The sequence below is a fragment of the Polyangium sorediatum genome (assembly GCF_029946465.1).
GTDB lineage: Bacteria > Myxococcota_A > Polyangia > Polyangiales > Polyangiaceae > Polyangium > Polyangium fumosum.
This window is the reverse complement of record NZ_JARZHI010000019.1, coordinates 1-17,860: the sequence shown is the minus strand read 5'-3', so window position 1 is coordinate 17,860 and position 17,860 is coordinate 1. Positions and strand designations below refer to the sequence as shown.

Sequence of the window (17,860 nt, the reverse complement as noted above, 5' to 3'; positions counted from 1 at the left end):
CTGGACCCGGGGTCGATGAACTGCGCTCCGCGCAGTTCATCGAACAGCCGCAAGTCAAGACCCTCAACGACCTTGCCAACCAAGGCAGCAGCGCTGCGGGTTCAACTGGCAACGCACACGTCGCCGGCTTGAAACCCACCTCCGTGGTCTTGCCACGGGCCCGTTGGAAGAACTGCGCATTGCGCAGTTCTTCCACCTTCGGTCCAGGCCGTGCCTGGTCCGGGTCGAGGGGCGGACAGCCCCCGCGGGGGCCGGGGCAGCGCCCCGGCGCAACGCCCCGGCGCAACGCCCCGGCGCTACGCCCTCAAGGCGCGCTCATCGCGCAGCGGACCCCGAGGTAGCCGCAGCGATACGTCGTCTTGAACACGGCCGTCTTCCCTGCTTTGACCTCGTCGCCGCTGTCGCGCCAGCTCCCGCCGCGCCCGAAGCGGGCCGAGCTCACGACGTCGTTGCCCGTCGTGGTCCATTGAAAGATGTTGCCTGCGAGATCCAGCACCCCTTGCGGGTTCGCGCCGGCCGGGAAGCTACCGATGGGGCAGGGTTCGTTTCGCTTCGTCTTTCCGGACCAGCAGAGCTGCTCCGCGGGCGGCTCGTTCCCCCAGGGGTACGTCCATGCTTCCGGGCCGCCGCGCGCCGCCCACTCCCATTCCTCGCCGCTGGGAAGGCGCTTGTTTTGCGCTTTGCAGTAGTCGGTCGCCTGCGGGAAATCGATGCAGATCATCGGCAGGTTCCCTTTCCCCTCCGCGCCGTACGTCGAGGGATCGCAGACCTTGACCGCGCCGTCGTTGCATTTCTTCGATTGCACGCACGCCGCATATTGATCCGTCGTGGCCAGGTTCACGTCGAGGCAATAGTCCTTCACGGTCACCTGGGCCTTGATCGCGGCGAGCTTGAAGGAGCCGCCCTTGATGCGGACCATTCCGGCCGGGCATCCGCCGGTGTCCGGCACGCTCGGCGGCGCCGGCGTGGCCGCGGCGGTTGGCTGCGGTGCTGCGCTCGCGACGGGGGCCGCCGACGTCTCCGGCGCGGCAGCGGTCGCGGCCGCGCTCGGCGCGGGCTCGGCTGTGGCCGCGGGCGTCGCGGTGGGCGCTGCGGGGTTTGCCTCGCCTCCCGCCACGTTCGCTGGCCCCGCGGGGGGCGGCTCACTCGCGCCGCCGCATGCGCTCACGGAGGCCAAGAGACACGCGGTCGCCCACGCGAACGGGGCCATGGCCACCGCGCCCGCGTGCGCCCCGTGCAAAACGTTCGTCCATCGTCTCACCGACATCATTCTCGCCTCCGCGTCCTTCGCCCCGAACCCCATTTTTACATCGCCGTCACGGTCGGTGACGCGCGATCTTCCAGCCAATGCTCCTGAAGGATCAGCGAGGGCTTGGGCTTGAAGACGCCCGCCGCGTCGACCCCGCCGGTCCAGATCTGCACCACGCGCCGATCGCCGCGCCGCATCGGGAACTGCACCTCGCCGCCCTGCCGCTCGTCGCGATCGATCCAGAACGAGACCTCGGCGGCATCCCCGCCGAGAACGACCATCGCATGCGGCTTCGTCCCGAGACAGCGCACCTTGAGCCACTCGCGCACCCGGTACGCGGTGCAAGGCGCCGCGGCCGGCCCCGTGCGCGTCAATCGGACCTTGGTCGCCTTCGACCATTCGTCGAACGTGGGCGCCTTCGTCTTTTCATTGCCCGGCGGATCCACGTCGAGCGGCACGGCATCCCCGGGCGCCGCCGCCGAAGCGGCCCCGGCGGGCGGAGCCTGCGCTGGGGCCGGCGAGGATGCCGTCGCCGCCGCGACGAGCGCGAGGAGGGGAAGCGGGAAGGCTCTCATAACGTCCGCAAGAACGCCGCAAGCGCGTCGCGATCTTCCTTCGAAAGTTGGTTCGTTTTGCCCATGCGATCGTTGTTCTTCGCGACCAGCTCGTCGAGGTTCGCCGCGCTCCCGTCGTGCAGGAATGGCGCCCGGCCTTCGAGATAAAGGAGCGATGGCACGCGAAGCTCGCCGGTCTTCAATTCGTCGAAATCGGGCCGGCGCGCGAGCTTCGGCAGCGGATAGACCGAACGATCCGTGTACTCCGTCCCGGGGACGTGGCAACGCGCGCATTGCACGGCGTCGTTCATGAAGACCTCCTTGCCGCGCTGCTCGACCGCGTCGAGCGTGCGTTTTTCGCGCGGCGGCGGCTTCAGGCCGGCCCGCACGAAGGTGGCGATGCGCAACGCGCGCGCGTCGAGGTTCTGCGGCTCGTGCTTCGGCACGCCGCCCCAGCGGTGCAGGCCAAAACCCCCGCGCAGCCGCGATACGAGGTCGGGACTCTCGCCCACCCAGCCATAGGGTCCGGGCGAGCTCACGCGACCCGCGAGCATCGGCGTTCGGCGCGGCACGCCGCGGGTCCGATCGGTCTCGGGCACGTTCTCGGCCGTGCCCACGAAATTCACGTTCGTCCCGTCCTCGGTATTGAATTTCGCCTCGTGCCACACGTGCCCGTCGTCGCGCCCCTCCGGATGGCAGCCGGCGCAGCCGAGCCCCCCGCTCATCAGGCGATCCGTCGCATTGTAGAAGAGCCGCCGGCCGATCGCCGCGTCGCCGCCGATCGGATCGTCCGCGACACGGACGAACGTCGGCGCGGGCGCCTTTTCGTTGCTGAAGGCGCCACGCGGCGCGCGCGGCGCGAGCGGAATGGCCACGAGATCGTACGTCGCGCCGCAAAACACGAACGCCGTCGCCTCGTCCTCCGAAAGCACGACCCCCGCGGGCGCTCCGCCTCGATTCGCGATTCCCAGCGCGGGATCACGCTCACTGCCCACGTCATACGTAGCGACGACGGAGAGCGTCGGATCCACCGCGAGCGCGTCGACCTCCACGAGCCGATCGTCGCCTTCACCCGCGACGAGCAGCGTATCCGCGCTGCGACGATAAACGACGGCGCGCGGCTGCGTGAACACCGCGAGGCTCGTGCCCGGGATTTGCAGCTCCGGCGCCGGTCCCTCCCCTTCCGCGCGGACCAGCGTCGTATGATCCCGATGCAGCGGCGCGAGGCCCTTGTCCGCGCCCGTGACGAGCACGTCCACCGTGGCCGCCCCGAACCACGCAATCTCCCCCAATGCGCCGAGCGCGTGCCGCGGCGCATAGAGCAGGCTCTCGTCCGGGGACAACGTGATCGCATACCCGAGCGCCGCGTTCAGCGCCCTTCCCACGGGCGTGCGCAGCGGCGACGCAGGCAGCTCGACGCGCCGGATCATGGGCGTGCTGCCGCCAAGCTCGTCGAGGCGCGTCAGCCCCGCGCCCGTGAGATGCGAGATGTAGGCGGATTGCCCGTCCTTCCGGAGGGCGATGCCCCGCGGCTCGCGTGCGACGTCGACCGTCCAGCGGACCTCGTGGCTGCGCAGATCCACCGCGCTGACCTTGTGCGTCCATGCGCTCGTCACGAGCGCCAGCGATTGATCCGCCGTCACCGCGAGCCCCCAGGCGTCGGCCGGCAATTTTACGCGCGATACCTCGACGAGCGCGGCGCTCGGCTCGGCGCGGAACTCCACGAGCAGACCTGGATCACGGATGGTCACGAGCACGCGCCCGGGCAACGTCACGACCTGCGCGGGCGGCCCCGGCATCTCCACGGCCGTGCCGGCCCCGCCTGGCGAAAGGGGCAAGGGCACGCGCCGGAGCACGCCGTGATCCTCGTCGGCGACGTAGAGCGCCTCCTCCCCGACGCCCCGCGAAAGCACGCTGCCTTGCCGCGGCCCGATCGACGCGGCGTTCGTGGCGGGCGCCGCCGACGTCGCGGGCGAGGCCGCGGAGACCGAAGCCGACGGCTGCGTGGCCCCCGCGTCCACGGTGGCCTGGTCCGAGCCCGTACAAGTGCAGCCGACGCCGAGGCCAAAGGACACCCCGACCGCAATGCTGACCAGCCCGAGGCGTGAGCCGAACGATCCGACGTGGCGCTGTGTAGGCACGGAGGTCGGACCAACATACGCCGGCCCGAGGGACGATCTCTATGATTTTCGCACCCGGGGGCGTGGACCGGTAGGTGCATCCCGAAGAACCTGGGTATACACGTGCAGAGCATTCGACGCGTCGTCCCTCAATGCGGGTGCCTTGGTGGCCGCAATACAATGCTCGCCCAAGCGCAATTTCCCGCTGCGATCAAGCGATCCAGCCGACGCGGAGCACGGAATCTCGGTGCAACCGGGAAACATCCCGCTTGAACCACCGGCCGTGACCTGTGAACATCGCCGGCCAGGAAGAGGGAACCGCGCGTGCCCAATGACGATTTTTCCTTCGCGTGCGAGGCCGTCCCCGGCGAGGGGGCTTTCGGGGCCTGGGGCGCCCTCCGGGTCGCGCGTCTCCGCGGCCGCGAGGCCCTCTCCGAGCCGTACCGCTACGAGATCACGCTGCTCGCGAAGGCCGGCGCGGCCGAGGTCGATCCGCGGGACCTGCTCGGCAAACGCGCGACGCTCCGCATCGCCACCCTTTCGAATCCCCCCTTCAAGGTCGTCCACGGCATCGTCCGCGAGGCCTCGGAGCTCTCCGACCTGCCCGAGGGCACCCTTCTCCGGGTGATCCTGGAGCCGCCCTGGACCCGGGCGCAGCACCGCACGCGGTGCCGGATCTTCCTCGACAAAAGCCTCCGGCGTATCGTCGAGGCGGTCCTCACGGGCGACCCGCGCATGGAGCACCAGGCGAGCGCCGAGGTCGAGGACGACGACAACCCGCCCACGTTCACGCCCGCCCGCGAGCTCTTCACCTGGCGCGTGACGGACACCTCGCGCCTCGACGACCCGCGCGCGCGCCCGTTCGTCGTGCAGTACGAGGAGAGCGACTTCGCGTTCGTTTCGCGCCTGCTCGAAGACGAGGGCATCAGCTACCACTTCGAGAACGGCCGCGAGGCCTGCCTGCTCGTCCTTTCCGATGACGACGCCGGCCGGCCGCGCCTCGATCCTCCCGAGCTCGGCGCGTCGATCCCCGGCCGGAACGTGAGCCACCTGGCGCTCGGCGGCCGGCTGCGCCCCACCCGCGTCGTGCTCGACGACCACGACTGGCGGAAACCGACGCTCGACATCACGGCCAAGGCCGGCAGCGGGGATCTCGCCGAGTACCATTATCCCGGCGCGTACGGCGACGCCGCCGAAAAGGGCAAGCCGCTCGCGGCCGCGCGCCTCGATCGGTATCACGTGGAGGCGAGCTACGCGGCCGGCGCGGGCGGGGTCCGGGTGCTCTCGGCCGGATCGATCTTCGCGCTCGCAACCGAGGAGCCGGATCACGAGGGCGAATACCTCGTCACGCGGCTCGACGCGCGCGGGGCGCAGCAGGGCGTGCTCGCCCAGCCCGCGGCCGAAGATGCCTTGCCCTGGGAGGCGCGCTTCGACCTCGCGCGGCGCGGCGTGGGCAACGCCGCCACGGCCTCGCGGTTCCGCCCGGCGCAAAGGACGCCGAAGCCTCGCATCCGCGGCGTGCAGACCGCCGTCGTGACGGCCGATCCCGGCGCCTCCGGGGCCGAGGTGAACGTCGGCGGCCCGGACGGGCTCAGCGTGGGCTGCGTCCGGCTGCGGTTCCCTTGGGACACGGACGCGGCGCGCCTCGCGAAGGAGCCTTCGAGCCTCTGGGTGCGCGTCAGCCAGATCTTCGCCGGCGCGGGCGAGGGCGCCGTGTTCCATCCGCGCGTCGGCGACGAGGTGATCGTCGATTTCGACGAGGGCGACCCCGACAGGCCCGTCGTCGTCGGCCGCGTCTACAACGGCGCGAACCTGCCCGCGCGCGGCGGCGGGCACGAGAGCTCGATGAAGTCGCTCTCGACGCCCGGCGGCGGCACGTACAACGAGATCATGTTCGGCGACGCAGCCGGCGGCGAGTTGCTCCACTCTTTCGCGGGCAAGGACCAGACGACGGACGTCGCGAATTTCCGCCGCGAGAGCGTGGTCTCGAACGCGAAGATGACCGTCGGCGGCAACAACACCGAGACCATCGCCGCGAACCGGACCGAAAACGTCGGCGCGAACGACACGCTCACGATCGGCGGCAACCAGACGATCACGATCGGCGGCAACGCCGTCACGATCGTCGGCGGCAACCATGCCCACGCGGTCGGCGCGAACGAGCTCAACATAGTCGGCGGCTCGCAGACGATCGGCGTCGGCGGGAGCCTCACGGAAAACGTCGGCGCGGACGTGAGCGAGTCCTACGGCGCCTCGCGCACGACGACCGTGGGCGGCGCGGTGACCGAGAGTTTCGGCGCGATGATGAAGGTCACGGTGGGCGGGAACGTGGACGAGAGCGCCGCCTCGCACACGCTCTCCGTGAGCGCCGCGCGGCTCATGATGATCGGCGGCAACTACACGACCGTCGTCACGGGCGACGTCACGACGCAGATCGGCGCGGTCGAGATCGAGGCGAGCGGGGGCCCGCAGACGCTCGAGGTCGGCGGCTCGATCACGCGATCCGGCCCGCTGCACCTCACGCTCTCGGCGTTCGAGGACGACATCAAGAGCGCGAAGCTCGACGCGCAGGGCTCCTCCTCCTCGTACAACGTGATCACGCTGGAGGCGATCGGGATGACCCGCGACGTCACCGGGATCGCCAAGTCGAAGGCCGGCGCGAGCCCGAGCGCGTACGGCTTCGAGAAGAGGATGTGCGGCGGGATCCTCAAGATCGCCGCCGTCGGCCTCGTCGCGTCGGGCGTCGACAACCAGGGCGGCGGGCCAAACGTCGAGGCCTGAGACCAAGAGGACGTATGCCGAGCTTCGACTACACGTTCGCTTGTGAAGAGGTCGCCGGAGCCGATCCCTGGTCGGCCCTGCGCGTCGCGCGTTTCACGGGGGCCGAGGCGATCTCGTCGCTTTACCGCTACGAGATCCTCCTGCTCGATCCGGCCGGCGTCACGTCGGCCCCGGCGCTCGTGGGCAAACGCGCGACGCTCCGGATCACCACGCTCTCGGCCCCGGCGTTCAAGACCGTGCACGGCATCGTCGTCGAGGCCGAGGAGATCGCGCGGCTGCCGGAAGGACGCACCCTGCGCGTCGTCCTCGCCCCGCCCTTCGCGCGCGGCGCGCATCGCAGGCGGTGCCGCATCTTCCTCGACAAGACCTTGCGCGAGATCGTCCGGTCGGTCCTCCTCGGCGATCCGCTCGTCCGCGAGGCCGGCGCCGAGCCTCCTGCGCCCGATCTCGGCGGCGCCGATTTCGCGCCGGCCGACGAGGCGTTCACGTGGCGCGTCGAGGACACCTCGCGCCTCGACAACCGGCGCGTCCGGCCCTTCGTCGTGCAGTACAACGAGAGCGACTTCGCGTTCGTCTCGCGCCTGCTCGAAGAGGAAGGGATCACCTACCACGTCGAGAACGGCGCGGAGACGAGCCTGCTCGTGTTCACGGACAGCGACGCCGGCCGCCCGCGCCTTCAGCCCGACCTCGTCGGCATCGGCATCGACGGGCGCGAGGTCCGCGGGTTCTTCACGGGTGGCCGGCTGCGGCCCGAGGCGGTCTCGCTCGGCGAGTACAACTGGAAGCAGCCCGGCCTCCCGATGGACGCGCGTGTCGGCGGCAAGGACGCGGACCTCTTCGAGGTGGTGTACCCGGGCGGCTACCCGGACGAGGCGAACCAGGGCCGCCCGCTCGCGAAGGCGCGGCTCGAACGGCACCGGACGGAGGCCCGCTTCGCGCGGGGCGACGGTCACCTCCGGGTCCTCGGCGCCGGGACGATCTTCGAGCTCGACCACAAAAAACCCCGCCTCGAAGGCGAGTACCTCGTCAGCTCGCTGGAGGTCGTGGGCGAGCAAGCCGGCGTCCTCCCGAGCGGCGCGGGCGGCGGCGTGATCGAGCCCTTCTTCGCGCGGTTCGTCTGCGCGCGCCGCGGCCAGGGCACCGCCGTCGAAGACAGCGGGTTCCGCCCGCCGCGCGTCACGCCGCGGCCGCGGATCGTGGGCACCCAAACGGCCATCGTCACCGCGGATCCTTCGGCGCCGAGCGCGGAGATCCACCTCGGCGGCCCGCCGGGCGTGCAGATCGGCTGCGTGCGCTTGCGCTTCCACTGGGACACGGACGAGGCGCGACTCGCGAAGGAGCCTTCGAGCGCTTGGGTCCGCGTGAGCGAGCCCTTCGCGGGCAGCGGCATGGGCGGCGTCTGGCACCCGCGCGTGGGCACGGAGGTGATCGTCGACTTCGAGGAGGGAGACCCCGATCGGCCGCTCGTCGTCGGCCGCGTCTACAACGGCAAGAACCGGCCCTACCACGGCGGCGCGCCCACGATCAGCACGCTGAAGTCGAACGCGAGCCCGGGCGGGGCCGTGCACAACGAGATCACCTTCGACGACACGTCGGGCGCCGAGCGCATCTACACGAACGCCGGCAAGGACATGGAGACCGACGTCGGCAACGAGCGCACCGAGACCGTGGGCGCGAACAGCGCGATGAAGGTCGGCGCGAACGACACGGAGACCATCGGCGCGAACTGCGCCGTGACGATCGGCGGCGACGAGACGGTCACGGTCGGCGGCAACGACACGGCCCTCATCGGGGGCAACCTGTCGACGACGATTGGCGCGAACGCGACCACGATCATCGGCGCCAACGAGGGGCATTTCGTCGGCGCGGATCAAGCGATCACGATCGGCGGGGCGCACAACGAGATCGCTTCCGGCAGCGTCACCGAGGAGATCGGCGGCACCCTCACGACGAGCGTCGTCGCGTCGGAGACGCAGACCCTCGGCGGCAACCGATCCACCACGATCACCGGCGCGCACACGCAGTCCTTCGGCGCCGCGCACCTCAAAATGGTCGGGGGCAACCGGGAGCTCTCGTGCGCGAGCCTCGACACGACGGTCTCGGCCGCCTCGATCCGCATCGTCGGTGGCTCGGTCACGACGAAGATCACGGGCGATCACACGCTCTCGGCGGGCGGCGGCGCGGTCTACATCGCGCCCAAGTACAGCGCGCAGGACGCGAACCGGAGCGACGTCGACGTCGCGAAGTACACGCTCACGGGCCTCGACGTGACGATCGGCGGCATCGCGCTCGGCGCCACGGGGTACTCGTCGTCGACGATGGGCGTGAGCGCCGCGGCGGCCGGGCTCAACGTGGAGTTTGTCGGCGCGGACGTGGACTTCTTCGGCCTGCTCACGCGGGTCGACGGGGGCCACATGCAGAACAACGGGGTCAAGACGCGGGTCGGGCTCATCATCAAGCTTTGAAGGCGCACGCGGCGGCACGAGGACACCGATGAACACCGACGATTTCGTCTTCGCGTGGGAGGAAGAAGGTCAGACGCCCGAGCCCCTGCGGGTCGCGCGTTTCGAGGGCGAGGAGGGCATGAGCCGCCTCTTCCGCTACGAGATCCTCCTCCTCGCGAAGGAGGCCGACCTCGACCCCGAGGCCATGATCGGCAAGCGCGCGAGCCTCTGGATCACGACGCTCTCGGCGCCCGCGTGGAAGCTCGTGCATGGGATCATCACCGAGGCCGAGGACGCGACCACCCTCCCCGAGGGCTCGGTCTACCGCGTCGTCGTCGAGCCTCCGCTCGCGCGCGCGGGCTACCGCACGCGGAGCCGCGTCTTCCTCGACAAGACGTTGCGCCAGATCGTCGAGAGCGTCCTCCGCAACGACGCGGGCATGACGCTCACCGCGGGCGCCTCGCTCGATCCCCCGGTCGGCCCGCCCTCGTTCACGGCCGCGTCCGCGCGCTTCACGTGGCGCACCAAGACGAGCCGCCTCGACGACCCGAAGGCGCGGCCGTACGTCGTTCAGTACAACGAGAGCGACCTCGACTTCGTGGCGCGGCTGCTCGAAGAGGAAGGCATCAGCTACCACTTCGAGCACACGGACGACGCGAGCCTGCTCGTGCTCTCGGACAAGGACTTCGGCCGATCCCGCGTCCCGGGCGACGACTTCTTCGGGCCCGGCAAACCCGGCCGCGGCATCGGCACCTTCCGCCTCGGCGCGCGGATGCGCGAGACCTCGGTCCACCTCGGCGCCTACAACTGGGAGAAACCCGCGCTCGACGTCGACGCGAAAGCCGCGGGCGAGCCGGGGGATCTCTCCGTGTACACCTTCCACGGCGGCTCCTTCGACAGCACCGAGCTCGGAGAGCCCCTCGCCGAGGCGCGGCTCGACGAGCTCCACACCGAGGCCTCGTTCGCCGTCGGCGAGGGCGCCACGCGTGTTCTCTCGGCCGGATCGATCTTCACGCTGGAGCACCCCAAAACCCGGTACGAGGGCGAGTACCTCGTCACGCGCCTGCACGCCGTCGGCCATCAACAAGGCGTGCTCTCCGTCGACGCGGGCGGCGCCCCCGCCGAGCCCTTCCGCATGGAGATCGAGTGCGCCTGCCGCGGCCGCGGGAGTGACGTCGCGGAAAGCCGCTACCGCCCCGCGCGAAGCACACGCAAGCCGCGCATCCTCGGTGCGCAGACCGCGTTCGTGACGGCCGAGCCGAGCGCGCGCGGCGCCGAGGTGAACCTCGGCGGATCGAGCTCGATCGGGTGCGTGCGCCTCCGCTTTCATTGGGACACCGACGAACCCCGGCTCGCCAAGGAGCCTTCGAGCAAGTGGGTCCGCGTGAGCGAGCCCTTCGCGCGCGGCGGCCAGGGCGGCATCTGGCACCCGCGTGTCGGCAGCGAGGTCATCGTCGAGTTCGAGGACGGCGATCCCGACCGCCCCTTCGTCACGGGCCGCGTCTATAACGGCAAGAACCGCCCCGCGCAGACGACCCCGACGCACAGCACGATGTGGTCGCTCTCCACGCCCGGCGGCGGCGTGCGCAACGAGATCTCGTTCGAGGACACGGCCGGCAGCGAGCGCATCTACATGAACGCCGGCAAGGACATGCTCGCGAACGTGGGCAACCAGCGCGTCGAGAACGTCGGCGCGGACGCGCTCATGACCGTGGGCGCGAACAACACCGAGGAGATCGGCGGCGACCAGACGATCCAGATCGGCGCGAACGACACGCTCTTCGTCGGCGCAAACCAGACCGAGACGATCGGGGCGAACCAGATCCGCATCATCGGCGGCAGCCGGCTCATGGTCATCGGCGGCAACGAAACGCGGCAAACCGGCGCGAGCCACGCGAACATCGTCGGCGGCGCGCTGAAGGAGAACGTCGCGGGCGACGTCGGCGAGACGTACGGCGCCACCCGCACGACGGGCCTCGCGGCCGACTGGACCGAGAGCTACGGCGCGACCCGTGATCAGACCGTCGGTGCGCTCACCCTCCAGGACTACGGCGGCAACCAGACGACGAACATCGCCGGCGCGCGCACGATCCAAGCGGGCGCCGTGCTCGGCGCGCTCGTCGGCGGCAACTTCGACACCGAGATCGGCGGCTCGGAGACCGTGGACGTCGGCGCCGCGACCATCCACGTCGCGGCGGGCCCCATCACGCACCAGGCGTCGAGCCTCGACATCAACATGTTCCTCAAGGTGCACCTCGTCGGGGTGAAGCTTTCCATGTTCGTGTTCAAAGCAGCGGCGACGGGCAAATCGTCGAGCTACGGCGCGCTCACGGCCTCCGCGAAGGGCACGGCCATCTCGTTCACGGGCCTGAACCTCCGCACGACGGGCCTCAAGTCCACGGCCGCGGGCGCGAAGCTCGACGAGGACGGCGTGAAGCTCGTGGCCATCGGCGTCCTCATCCACCCCTCGGGCGTGCATACGTTCACGTGACGGCCCTGTGAAGACGATCAAGCCCATGAAGCTCGGCGTCCTCACGCGGACGTTCGAGCTCGATCACAAGCACTACTTCGTCCCGACGGTCTTCGTCTTCTGCGACCTCGGGCCCGCGCGGAGCCTGCTCTCCGAGGTCGAGCTCTGGCGCCTCGCGGCCGCGGAGCTCGGCAAGGACGCGGTGCTCGACGAGTGCATGCCCAAGCAACGCGGCGAGCTGCTCGTCCACGGCCGCTGCTACACGGCGAACCACGTCCCGCGCCCCGCCGCCTCCGTGCGGGCCAAGCTCGGGCCGATCGACAAGACGCTCTACGTCATCGGCGATCGTGTCTTCCGCCGCGACGGCACACCCGGCGATCCCGAGCTCTTCACGGAGATGCCGATCCACTACGCGCGCGCGTTCGGCGGCGAGGGTTTTCCGCAAAACCCGATCGGCGTGGGCTTCGCGCCCACGAAGGAAGACGGGCGCACGGTGCACCGGCTCCCGAACATCGAGCTGCCGGACAAGCTCCTCAAGAGCACCTCCGATCGCCCTCCGCCTGCGGGCTTTGGCCCCTACGATCTGCTCTGGGCCCAGCGGTGGCCGAAGATCGGCACCTACGACACGAAGTGGGCGCGCGAGGATCTGCCGGGCCTGGCGAAGGACATGGACCTCTCCATGTGGAACGCCGCGCCGAACGATCAGAAGCTCCCGGCCGGCTTCTTCGAGGGCACCGAGGAGATCCTCCTCGAGAACATGCACCCCGAAAAACCCCGGATCGAGGGGCGCTTGCCGGGCGTCGTCGGCCGATGCTTCGTGACGCAACGGACGGCCGAGGGTGACGTCTTCCGCGAGATCCCGCTGCACCTCGACACTGTGCAGATCTTCCCGCACCACGAGCGCGTCGCGCTCTCCTTCCGTGGCCTCTGGGCCATCACCGAGGACGACGCCGACGACATCCTGCATCTGCTCGTCGCCGCCGACGATCGCACGGCGCCCCGGCCGATCGAGCACTACCGCGCCGTGCTCGATCGCCGGCTCGATCCGAAACGCGAGGCCTCCGAGGTGTTCCGCGACGGCGACCTCCTGCCGCCCGACGCGGGCGGCAAGGCCTCTGGGGGCGGCGACATCGACGCGATGTTCGAGCTCACGCGCTCGGAGAACCTGCTCCAGAAGAACCTCGCGGAGCGCGCGCGCCGCGAGGCCGAAAAGACCCGCGCGGCCATCCTGGCGGCGGGCGGTGATCCGGACCGCGTGCCGGTCGTGGAGGGGCCAAAGCCGGTCGAGGGGCCCTCGTTCGGGGACCTGCCGGACTTCGTCGAGCGCTCGGAGCGGGATCTCGCCGAGGCGCAGCGCAAGATGGACGAGGCGCATGAAAAAGCGCTCGCCGATACGCGCAAACGTTACGCCGCGGCGGGCCTCGACTACGACGCCGAGGTCCGCCGGATGAAAAAGGAGGCCTCCGGGCCGCCGACGTTCTCCGCGGACAAAGAGCTCGAACGCCTGCGCGACATCCAGACGCTCTGCCACAACGCAAACGTGGCGACGCCCGACCTCGACGCGGCGCTCGCGGATCCGGCCACCGAGCAGAAGCTCCGCAAGGCCGAGGAAGAAGCCCGAAACGCCTATCGCGACGGCGCGCACCTCGCCGAGCACCGCCCCGCGCGCCTCGAAGAGCCTGCGCGGAGCGAGCTGCGCAGGCGCGTCGCCGCCGCGCACGCCGAGGGCCGGAGCCTCGCGCGGATCGACCTCTCGGGGGCCGATCTCTCCGAGATGGACCTCCCCGGCGTGGACTTCACGGACGCGTTCCTGGAGAACGCCGATCTCTCGGGGGCGAACCTCGCGGACGCGAAGCTCGCGCGCGTCGTGCTCGCGGGCGCCGCGTTCGTGGGAGCCGATCTCACGGGCGCCGACCTCGCCGAGGCGAACCTCGGCGCCTCGAACGGCAAAAACGCAAACCTCGACGGCGTCACGCTCCGCGGCGCCATCCTCGCCAAGGCCGACCTCACGGGCGCGTCGCTCGGCGGCGTCGTCTTCGAGCTCGCCGATCTCTCCGACGTCCTGCTCGACGGCGCGGCGCTCACGGGGGCGCGCTTCGATAAGTGCATCCTGAAGGGGAACCTGCTCCGCGGCTGTGATCTGCGGGAATCGACGTTCGTGCACGCGATGCTGGTCGAGGTCGACCTGCGAAACGCGAACTTCGCGAACGCGACGCTCGAACACGCCTCGCTCGTCCGGTGCACGCTCGACGGCGCGTCGTTCTTGAAGGCGAACCTCTGCGGCATGCGGCTCGCCGAGCCCTGCTCCTTCGTCGGCGCCGACTTCACGGGCGCGACGATCGCCGCCGCGACGCTGCGCGAGGCCGACTTCAGCCACGCGGACTTCAGCGGCGCGACGCTCTCCTCGTCCGACCTCTCGAAGTGCGTCCTGCGGGAAGCGAAGCTCTACCGCGTCGTCGCCAAAAACGCCCTGTTCATGCGGGCGGACCTCACGGGCGCGAGCCTCGTCGCGGCGAACCTGGAGGGCGCGATCTTCCTCAAGGCGAAGCTCGGCCGGGCCGACTTCAAGGGCGCGAACCTCTTCCGCGCCGACCTCCTGCGCGCCGTCGGCGACGACAAAACAAGCTTTTTCGATGCCCTCGTCACGCACGTCCGTGTCTCGCCGAAGGGCAGCGCGGGCGCCCCGACGACGGTGGATCCGAGCGCGCCGCGGGCCACGCCAAAGCCGACGAGCAAGGAGAGCCGTGGATAAGACCGAGCTCGTGCAGATGGTGAAGGGCGGGGAGATCCTCGCCGGCGTCGACCTCGCGGGCCTCGATCTCGCCGGCGCCGATCTCTCGGGCGGCATCTTCGAGCACGTCTCGTTCCGCGGGGCGAACCTCCGCGGCTGCCTGTTCAAGGAGAGCGTGCTCAGCGAGTGTGACCTCGACGGCGCCCGCATGGACAAGGCAAACCTGCGCCACGCCGTCTTCAACCGCTCCACCTTGCGCGGCGCCGACCTCACGGGCGGCACCCTGCCCGTCGTGAAGTTCTACCAATGCGACCTCACGGAGGCGCGGCTCGCAGGCTCCGACCTCGTGATCTCGGGCTTCGCGCAAAGCGACCTCACGCGCGCCGATCTCGCGGGCACGAACCTCGACCGCGCCGGCTTCGTCGAGTCGACGGTGACGGGCATGATCCTCGCCCGCGCGTGCCTCAAGCAAACGACGCTCTACAAAGCCGACCTCACGAAGACCAACTTCGCCGAGGCGCGCTTCGAGAACACGCTCTTCATCGCGGCAAACCTCCGCGACGTGAGCTTCGCCGCGATGGACCTCACGCTCTCGCAGTTCCTCGACGCGGACCTCGAAGGCGCCTCCTTCGAGCGGGCGATCGTGCGCCAGTGCAACTTCATGCGGGCGAACCTCGTGGGCGCGCGCTTCGACGGCGCCGAGGCGCAGCAGGCGATCTTCGTCGAGGCGAAGATGGCGCGCGCGACCCTCACGAAGGCCTGCCTCACGCGGGCGCTCTTCGCGGACGCCAAGATGCCCCTCGCCGACCTCTCGGGCGCGCGCGTGGACGAGGCCATCTTCCACCGCGCCGCGTGCGAGGGGACACGCCTCACCGGCTGCGACCTCACCTACGCCGACTTCACGCACGCCGACGTCTCGGCGGCCGACTTCACCGGCGCGAAGGTCTTCCGGACGCGTTTCCACCGCGTCAAAGACCAGGATACGATCTGGTGCAGCCGCGCCGCCGCCCTCGGCGACGAGGCCGAGGTCGCGACGTCCGAGGACTGGAACCCGCCGTATTGACCTTTCGTAGAGGAGCGACGCATGCAAGCTGCCGCAAGGAAGTTGAATCGCGAGGTCACGACGATCGACGAAGGCACGGTCCTCGACGTGAAGGACGGCGTCTTCACGGTCCGCGTCGGTGATTTCGAGTGCGCGGCCCGGCGCGCGAAGAGCTGCCTCGTCGCGCCCGCGCCGGGCGACGTGGTGCTCTGCTCGTTTGGCCCCGGGGGCCGGAGCTTCGTGCTCGCGGTGCTCGAAGGCCCCGCGGGGGAAACACAGGCGACGACGAAGCTCGACGTCGACGGCGACCTCGAAATCTCCGTCGGCGCGGGCAAGCTCGGCCTGCGCGCGGCCAAGGGCGTGAGCGTCACGTCGGGCGACGAGCTCAACCTCGTCGGCCGCGCGCTCTCCGTGAGCGCGCTCGAAGGCTCGCTCTTCGTGCAGAAGCTCGCCTACCTCGGCGACCGCCTCAAGGCCGAGGTCGAGGCCATCAAGACCGTCGGCAAGACACGGGACTCCTTCTTCGAGCGTGTCTCCGAGCGCGTAAAACGCTCGTTCCGCACGGTCGAGGACATCGACCAGCTCAAGGCGAACAAGGTCGACTACGCGGCCGAGACGACGCTCGCGATGCGCGCCGCGCACGCGGTCGTGCACGCCGAGGAGCTCATCAAGGTCGACGGCAAACAGATCCAGCTCGGCTAGGAGGCGCTAGACCATGTTCGCGAACTCGCAGATGGGCGGGCTGAACCTGGGCTTTCCGGACGTGTGCCTCACCCCGGTGCCGCCCGCGCCCGCGCCGATCCCGATCCCGTACCCGAACCTGTCCATCGGCCCGCTCGGGATCCCGTTTGTCCCCGTCGTGCTCTACGGCGGCACCCCCGCGCACAACCTCGCGACGATGATCCCGATCAGCATGGGGGACAATCCGGGCATCGCGACGGGCATCGCGTCCGGGACCGTGATGGGCCCGACGCGTAGCCTCACGGCCGCGTTCTCCGTGCTCGTCGGGGGCCTGCCGGGCACACGCCTGACGAGCGTGAACATCCACAACAGCACGAACGCGCCGGGGATGCGCATCGTCCCGAGCCAGGTGCGCGTGCTCCTCCTGGCGCCCTGACGCGGCGGCGTGGACGCGCATGGCCTCGATGGAAGTCGTCTCGGCGTGCCCCCTTCGTGTCGGCTCGATCCTCTGGCAGCCGCGGGAGGGCGCGTACGTGCTCACGGTCGTCTGCAAGGCGACCTTCACCCTCGCGCCGGAGGTTTCCAGCCTCGCCGAGGAGCAGGACGATCCGAACGAGCATGACGAGTACTGGGACGACGACGCGCGGCGCAGCCTGAGCGCGGCGAGCGACCTCGCCCCGTTCAAGCGCGGCGCCGACATCCTCCTCGTCGGCCACGCCTACGCGCCCCACGCGTCTCCGGGCGGGCCCTTTTTCGCGCGGCTCGGGGTCGGCGACGTGCTCGACAAGGCGATCGAGGTGCATGGCGAGCGCGCATGGACCGCCGACGGGCGCCTGCTCGAAGAGCCCCCCGCGGGCCGCGTGGCGCTGCGGTGGGAGCGGGCCGCGGGCGGGCCGGGCACGACGAACCCGGTGGGCGTGCCGCCGAACGCGCCGCCGGATGCGCGGCACCTCCGACGCGTGCCGAACTTCGAGCCGCCCGGTTTCCGCTTGATGCGGCCCTCGGACGTGATCCCGCCGGTCGGCTTCGGGCCGATCGCGCCGACGTGGCCGGCGCGCCAGGAACACCTCCCCCGGCACGCGGCAGGCTGGGATCATCACCAGCTCAGGGCGTGGCCGTTGCCCGCCGGGATCGACGCCTCGTTCTTCAACACGGCGCCGCCGGACCAGCGCGTCGCGGAGCTCGTGGGCGACGAGCGGATCTCGCTCACGAACCTGCATCCGCACGTCCCCGTGCTCTCGACGCGCCTCCAGCTCGTCAAGCCATGCGCGCTCGTGCAGAAGAGCGGGGCGCCGGCCGATCTGCGCTTCCGGTGCGACACGCTTTTCCTCGACACGAACCGGGGCATCGCCTCGCTCACGTGGCGGGGCAGCTTGCCGCTCGTGTCGCCGCACGAAGACGGGTGCGTCGTGGTGACGACCGAGGCGAGTGATCGTCAGCTCTCCGGGAGCGGCGCGCCCGGCACCGTAAAGCTCGATTGGCGCTCGAGCCAGCAGGCGGCCGTCTCCCCTGCCCTGCCCTTCACGCCCAGCGATCCGGCGGACACGGAGGCGGATGGGCTCTCCCTGGAGGACACGACGACGATCTCGCCCGACTCCCAGCGGCTCGATCCGGGGGCGGCGTTGCCCTTCGTCAAACCCCCGCTCGCCGTCCTGGGGGCCGCCTTGCCCGCGCCGCCGCCGGTGCCGCCGCCCATGCGGCCCCCGTCGTCCGTCCCGCCGCCGCCGCCGCTCGCCTTCGAGCCGCCGCCCGCGTCACGCCCCGCGCCGCCCGACCGGGTCGCGCCGG

General features: G+C 70.5%; 11 protein-coding genes. 8 read left to right on the top strand and 3 right to left on the bottom strand.

The annotated features are described in order from the left end of the window. Positions 1 to 304: 304 nt before the first annotated feature. Genes QHF89_RS21780 through QHF89_RS21770 form a run of 3 tightly spaced genes read right to left on the bottom strand, consistent with a single transcriptional unit; the run spans position 305 to position 3,944 of the window. Positions 305 to 1,261, bottom strand: a complete 957-nt coding sequence (locus QHF89_RS21780; protein WP_284720780.1) for a formylglycine-generating enzyme family protein — start codon at positions 1,259 to 1,261, stop codon at positions 305 to 307. Between the two features lie 44 nt (positions 1,262 to 1,305). Next, positions 1,306 to 1,824 carry a hypothetical protein gene (locus QHF89_RS21775; protein ID WP_136967954.1) on the bottom strand — a complete coding sequence of 173 codons (519 nt, stop codon included), beginning with the start codon at positions 1,822 to 1,824 and terminating at the stop codon, positions 1,306 to 1,308. After that, complete coding sequence (locus QHF89_RS21770) at positions 1,821 to 3,944, bottom strand: hypothetical protein (protein WP_136967953.1); 2,124 nt, start codon at positions 3,942 to 3,944, stop codon at positions 1,821 to 1,823. The genes QHF89_RS21775 and QHF89_RS21770 overlap by 4 nt, the downstream gene beginning before the upstream one ends. 303 nt (positions 3,945 to 4,247) lie before the next feature. Between QHF89_RS21770 and QHF89_RS21765 the strand changes: the two genes are divergently transcribed. The 8 genes from QHF89_RS21765 to QHF89_RS21730 form a co-directional block, all read left to right on the top strand. Beyond that, positions 4,248 to 6,704 (top strand): type VI secretion system Vgr family protein, encoded by a 2,457-nt coding sequence (locus tag QHF89_RS21765; RefSeq protein ID WP_136967952.1) that lies wholly within the window; start codon positions 4,248 to 4,250, stop codon positions 6,702 to 6,704. A gap of 14 nt (positions 6,705 to 6,718) precedes the next feature. After that, the gene (locus QHF89_RS21760; RefSeq protein ID WP_136967951.1) at positions 6,719 to 9,169 is read left to right on the top strand and encodes a type VI secretion system Vgr family protein; all 2,451 of its coding nucleotides are present in this window, start codon (positions 6,719 to 6,721) and stop codon (positions 9,167 to 9,169) included. Positions 9,170 to 9,197: 28 nt separating this feature from the next. Next, positions 9,198 to 11,639 carry a type VI secretion system Vgr family protein gene (locus QHF89_RS21755; protein WP_136967950.1) on the top strand — a complete coding sequence of 814 codons (2,442 nt, stop codon included), beginning with the start codon at positions 9,198 to 9,200 and terminating at the stop codon, positions 11,637 to 11,639. 25 nt (positions 11,640 to 11,664) lie between these two features. Further along, positions 11,665 to 14,370 (top strand): DUF2169 family type VI secretion system accessory protein, encoded by a 2,706-nt coding sequence (locus QHF89_RS21750; RefSeq protein WP_136967949.1) that lies wholly within the window; start codon positions 11,665 to 11,667, stop codon positions 14,368 to 14,370. Further along, the gene (locus QHF89_RS21745; RefSeq protein ID WP_284720779.1) at positions 14,363 to 15,412 is read left to right on the top strand and encodes a pentapeptide repeat-containing protein; all 1,050 of its coding nucleotides are present in this window, start codon (positions 14,363 to 14,365) and stop codon (positions 15,410 to 15,412) included. The genes QHF89_RS21750 and QHF89_RS21745 overlap by 8 nt, the downstream gene beginning before the upstream one ends. A gap of 21 nt (positions 15,413 to 15,433) precedes the next feature. Further along, the gene (locus tag QHF89_RS21740; protein WP_136967947.1) at positions 15,434 to 16,093 is read left to right on the top strand and encodes a DUF3540 domain-containing protein; all 660 of its coding nucleotides are present in this window, start codon (positions 15,434 to 15,436) and stop codon (positions 16,091 to 16,093) included. Positions 16,094 to 16,106: 13 nt separating this feature from the next. Further along, positions 16,107 to 16,508, top strand: coding sequence for a DUF4150 domain-containing protein (locus tag QHF89_RS21735; RefSeq protein ID WP_136935578.1), 402 nt, complete (start codon positions 16,107 to 16,109; stop codon positions 16,506 to 16,508). A 19-nt stretch (positions 16,509 to 16,527) separates the two neighbouring features. Continuing rightward, positions 16,528 to 17,860: DUF2169 family type VI secretion system accessory protein (locus tag QHF89_RS21730; RefSeq protein WP_284720778.1), on the top strand; the 1,333-nt coding region annotated here is incomplete at its 3' end.

Excerpts from the sequence above, each read along its gene's own strand:
- QHF89_RS21740 (WP_136967947.1), top strand. The coding sequence starts at position 15,434 with ATGCAAGCTGCCGCAAGGAAGTTGAATCGCGAGGTCACGACGATCGAC.
- QHF89_RS21775 (WP_136967954.1), bottom strand. The coding sequence starts at position 1,824 with ATGAGAGCCTTCCCGCTTCCCCTCCTCGCGCTCGTCGCGGCGGCGACG.
- QHF89_RS21735 (WP_136935578.1), top strand. The coding sequence starts at position 16,107 with ATGTTCGCGAACTCGCAGATGGGCGGGCTGAACCTGGGCTTTCCGGAC.
- QHF89_RS21750 (WP_136967949.1), top strand. The coding sequence starts at position 11,665 with ATGAAGCTCGGCGTCCTCACGCGGACGTTCGAGCTCGATCACAAGCAC.
- QHF89_RS21755 (WP_136967950.1), top strand. The coding sequence starts at position 9,198 with ATGAACACCGACGATTTCGTCTTCGCGTGGGAGGAAGAAGGTCAGACG.
- QHF89_RS21760 (WP_136967951.1), top strand. The coding sequence starts at position 6,719 with ATGCCGAGCTTCGACTACACGTTCGCTTGTGAAGAGGTCGCCGGAGCC.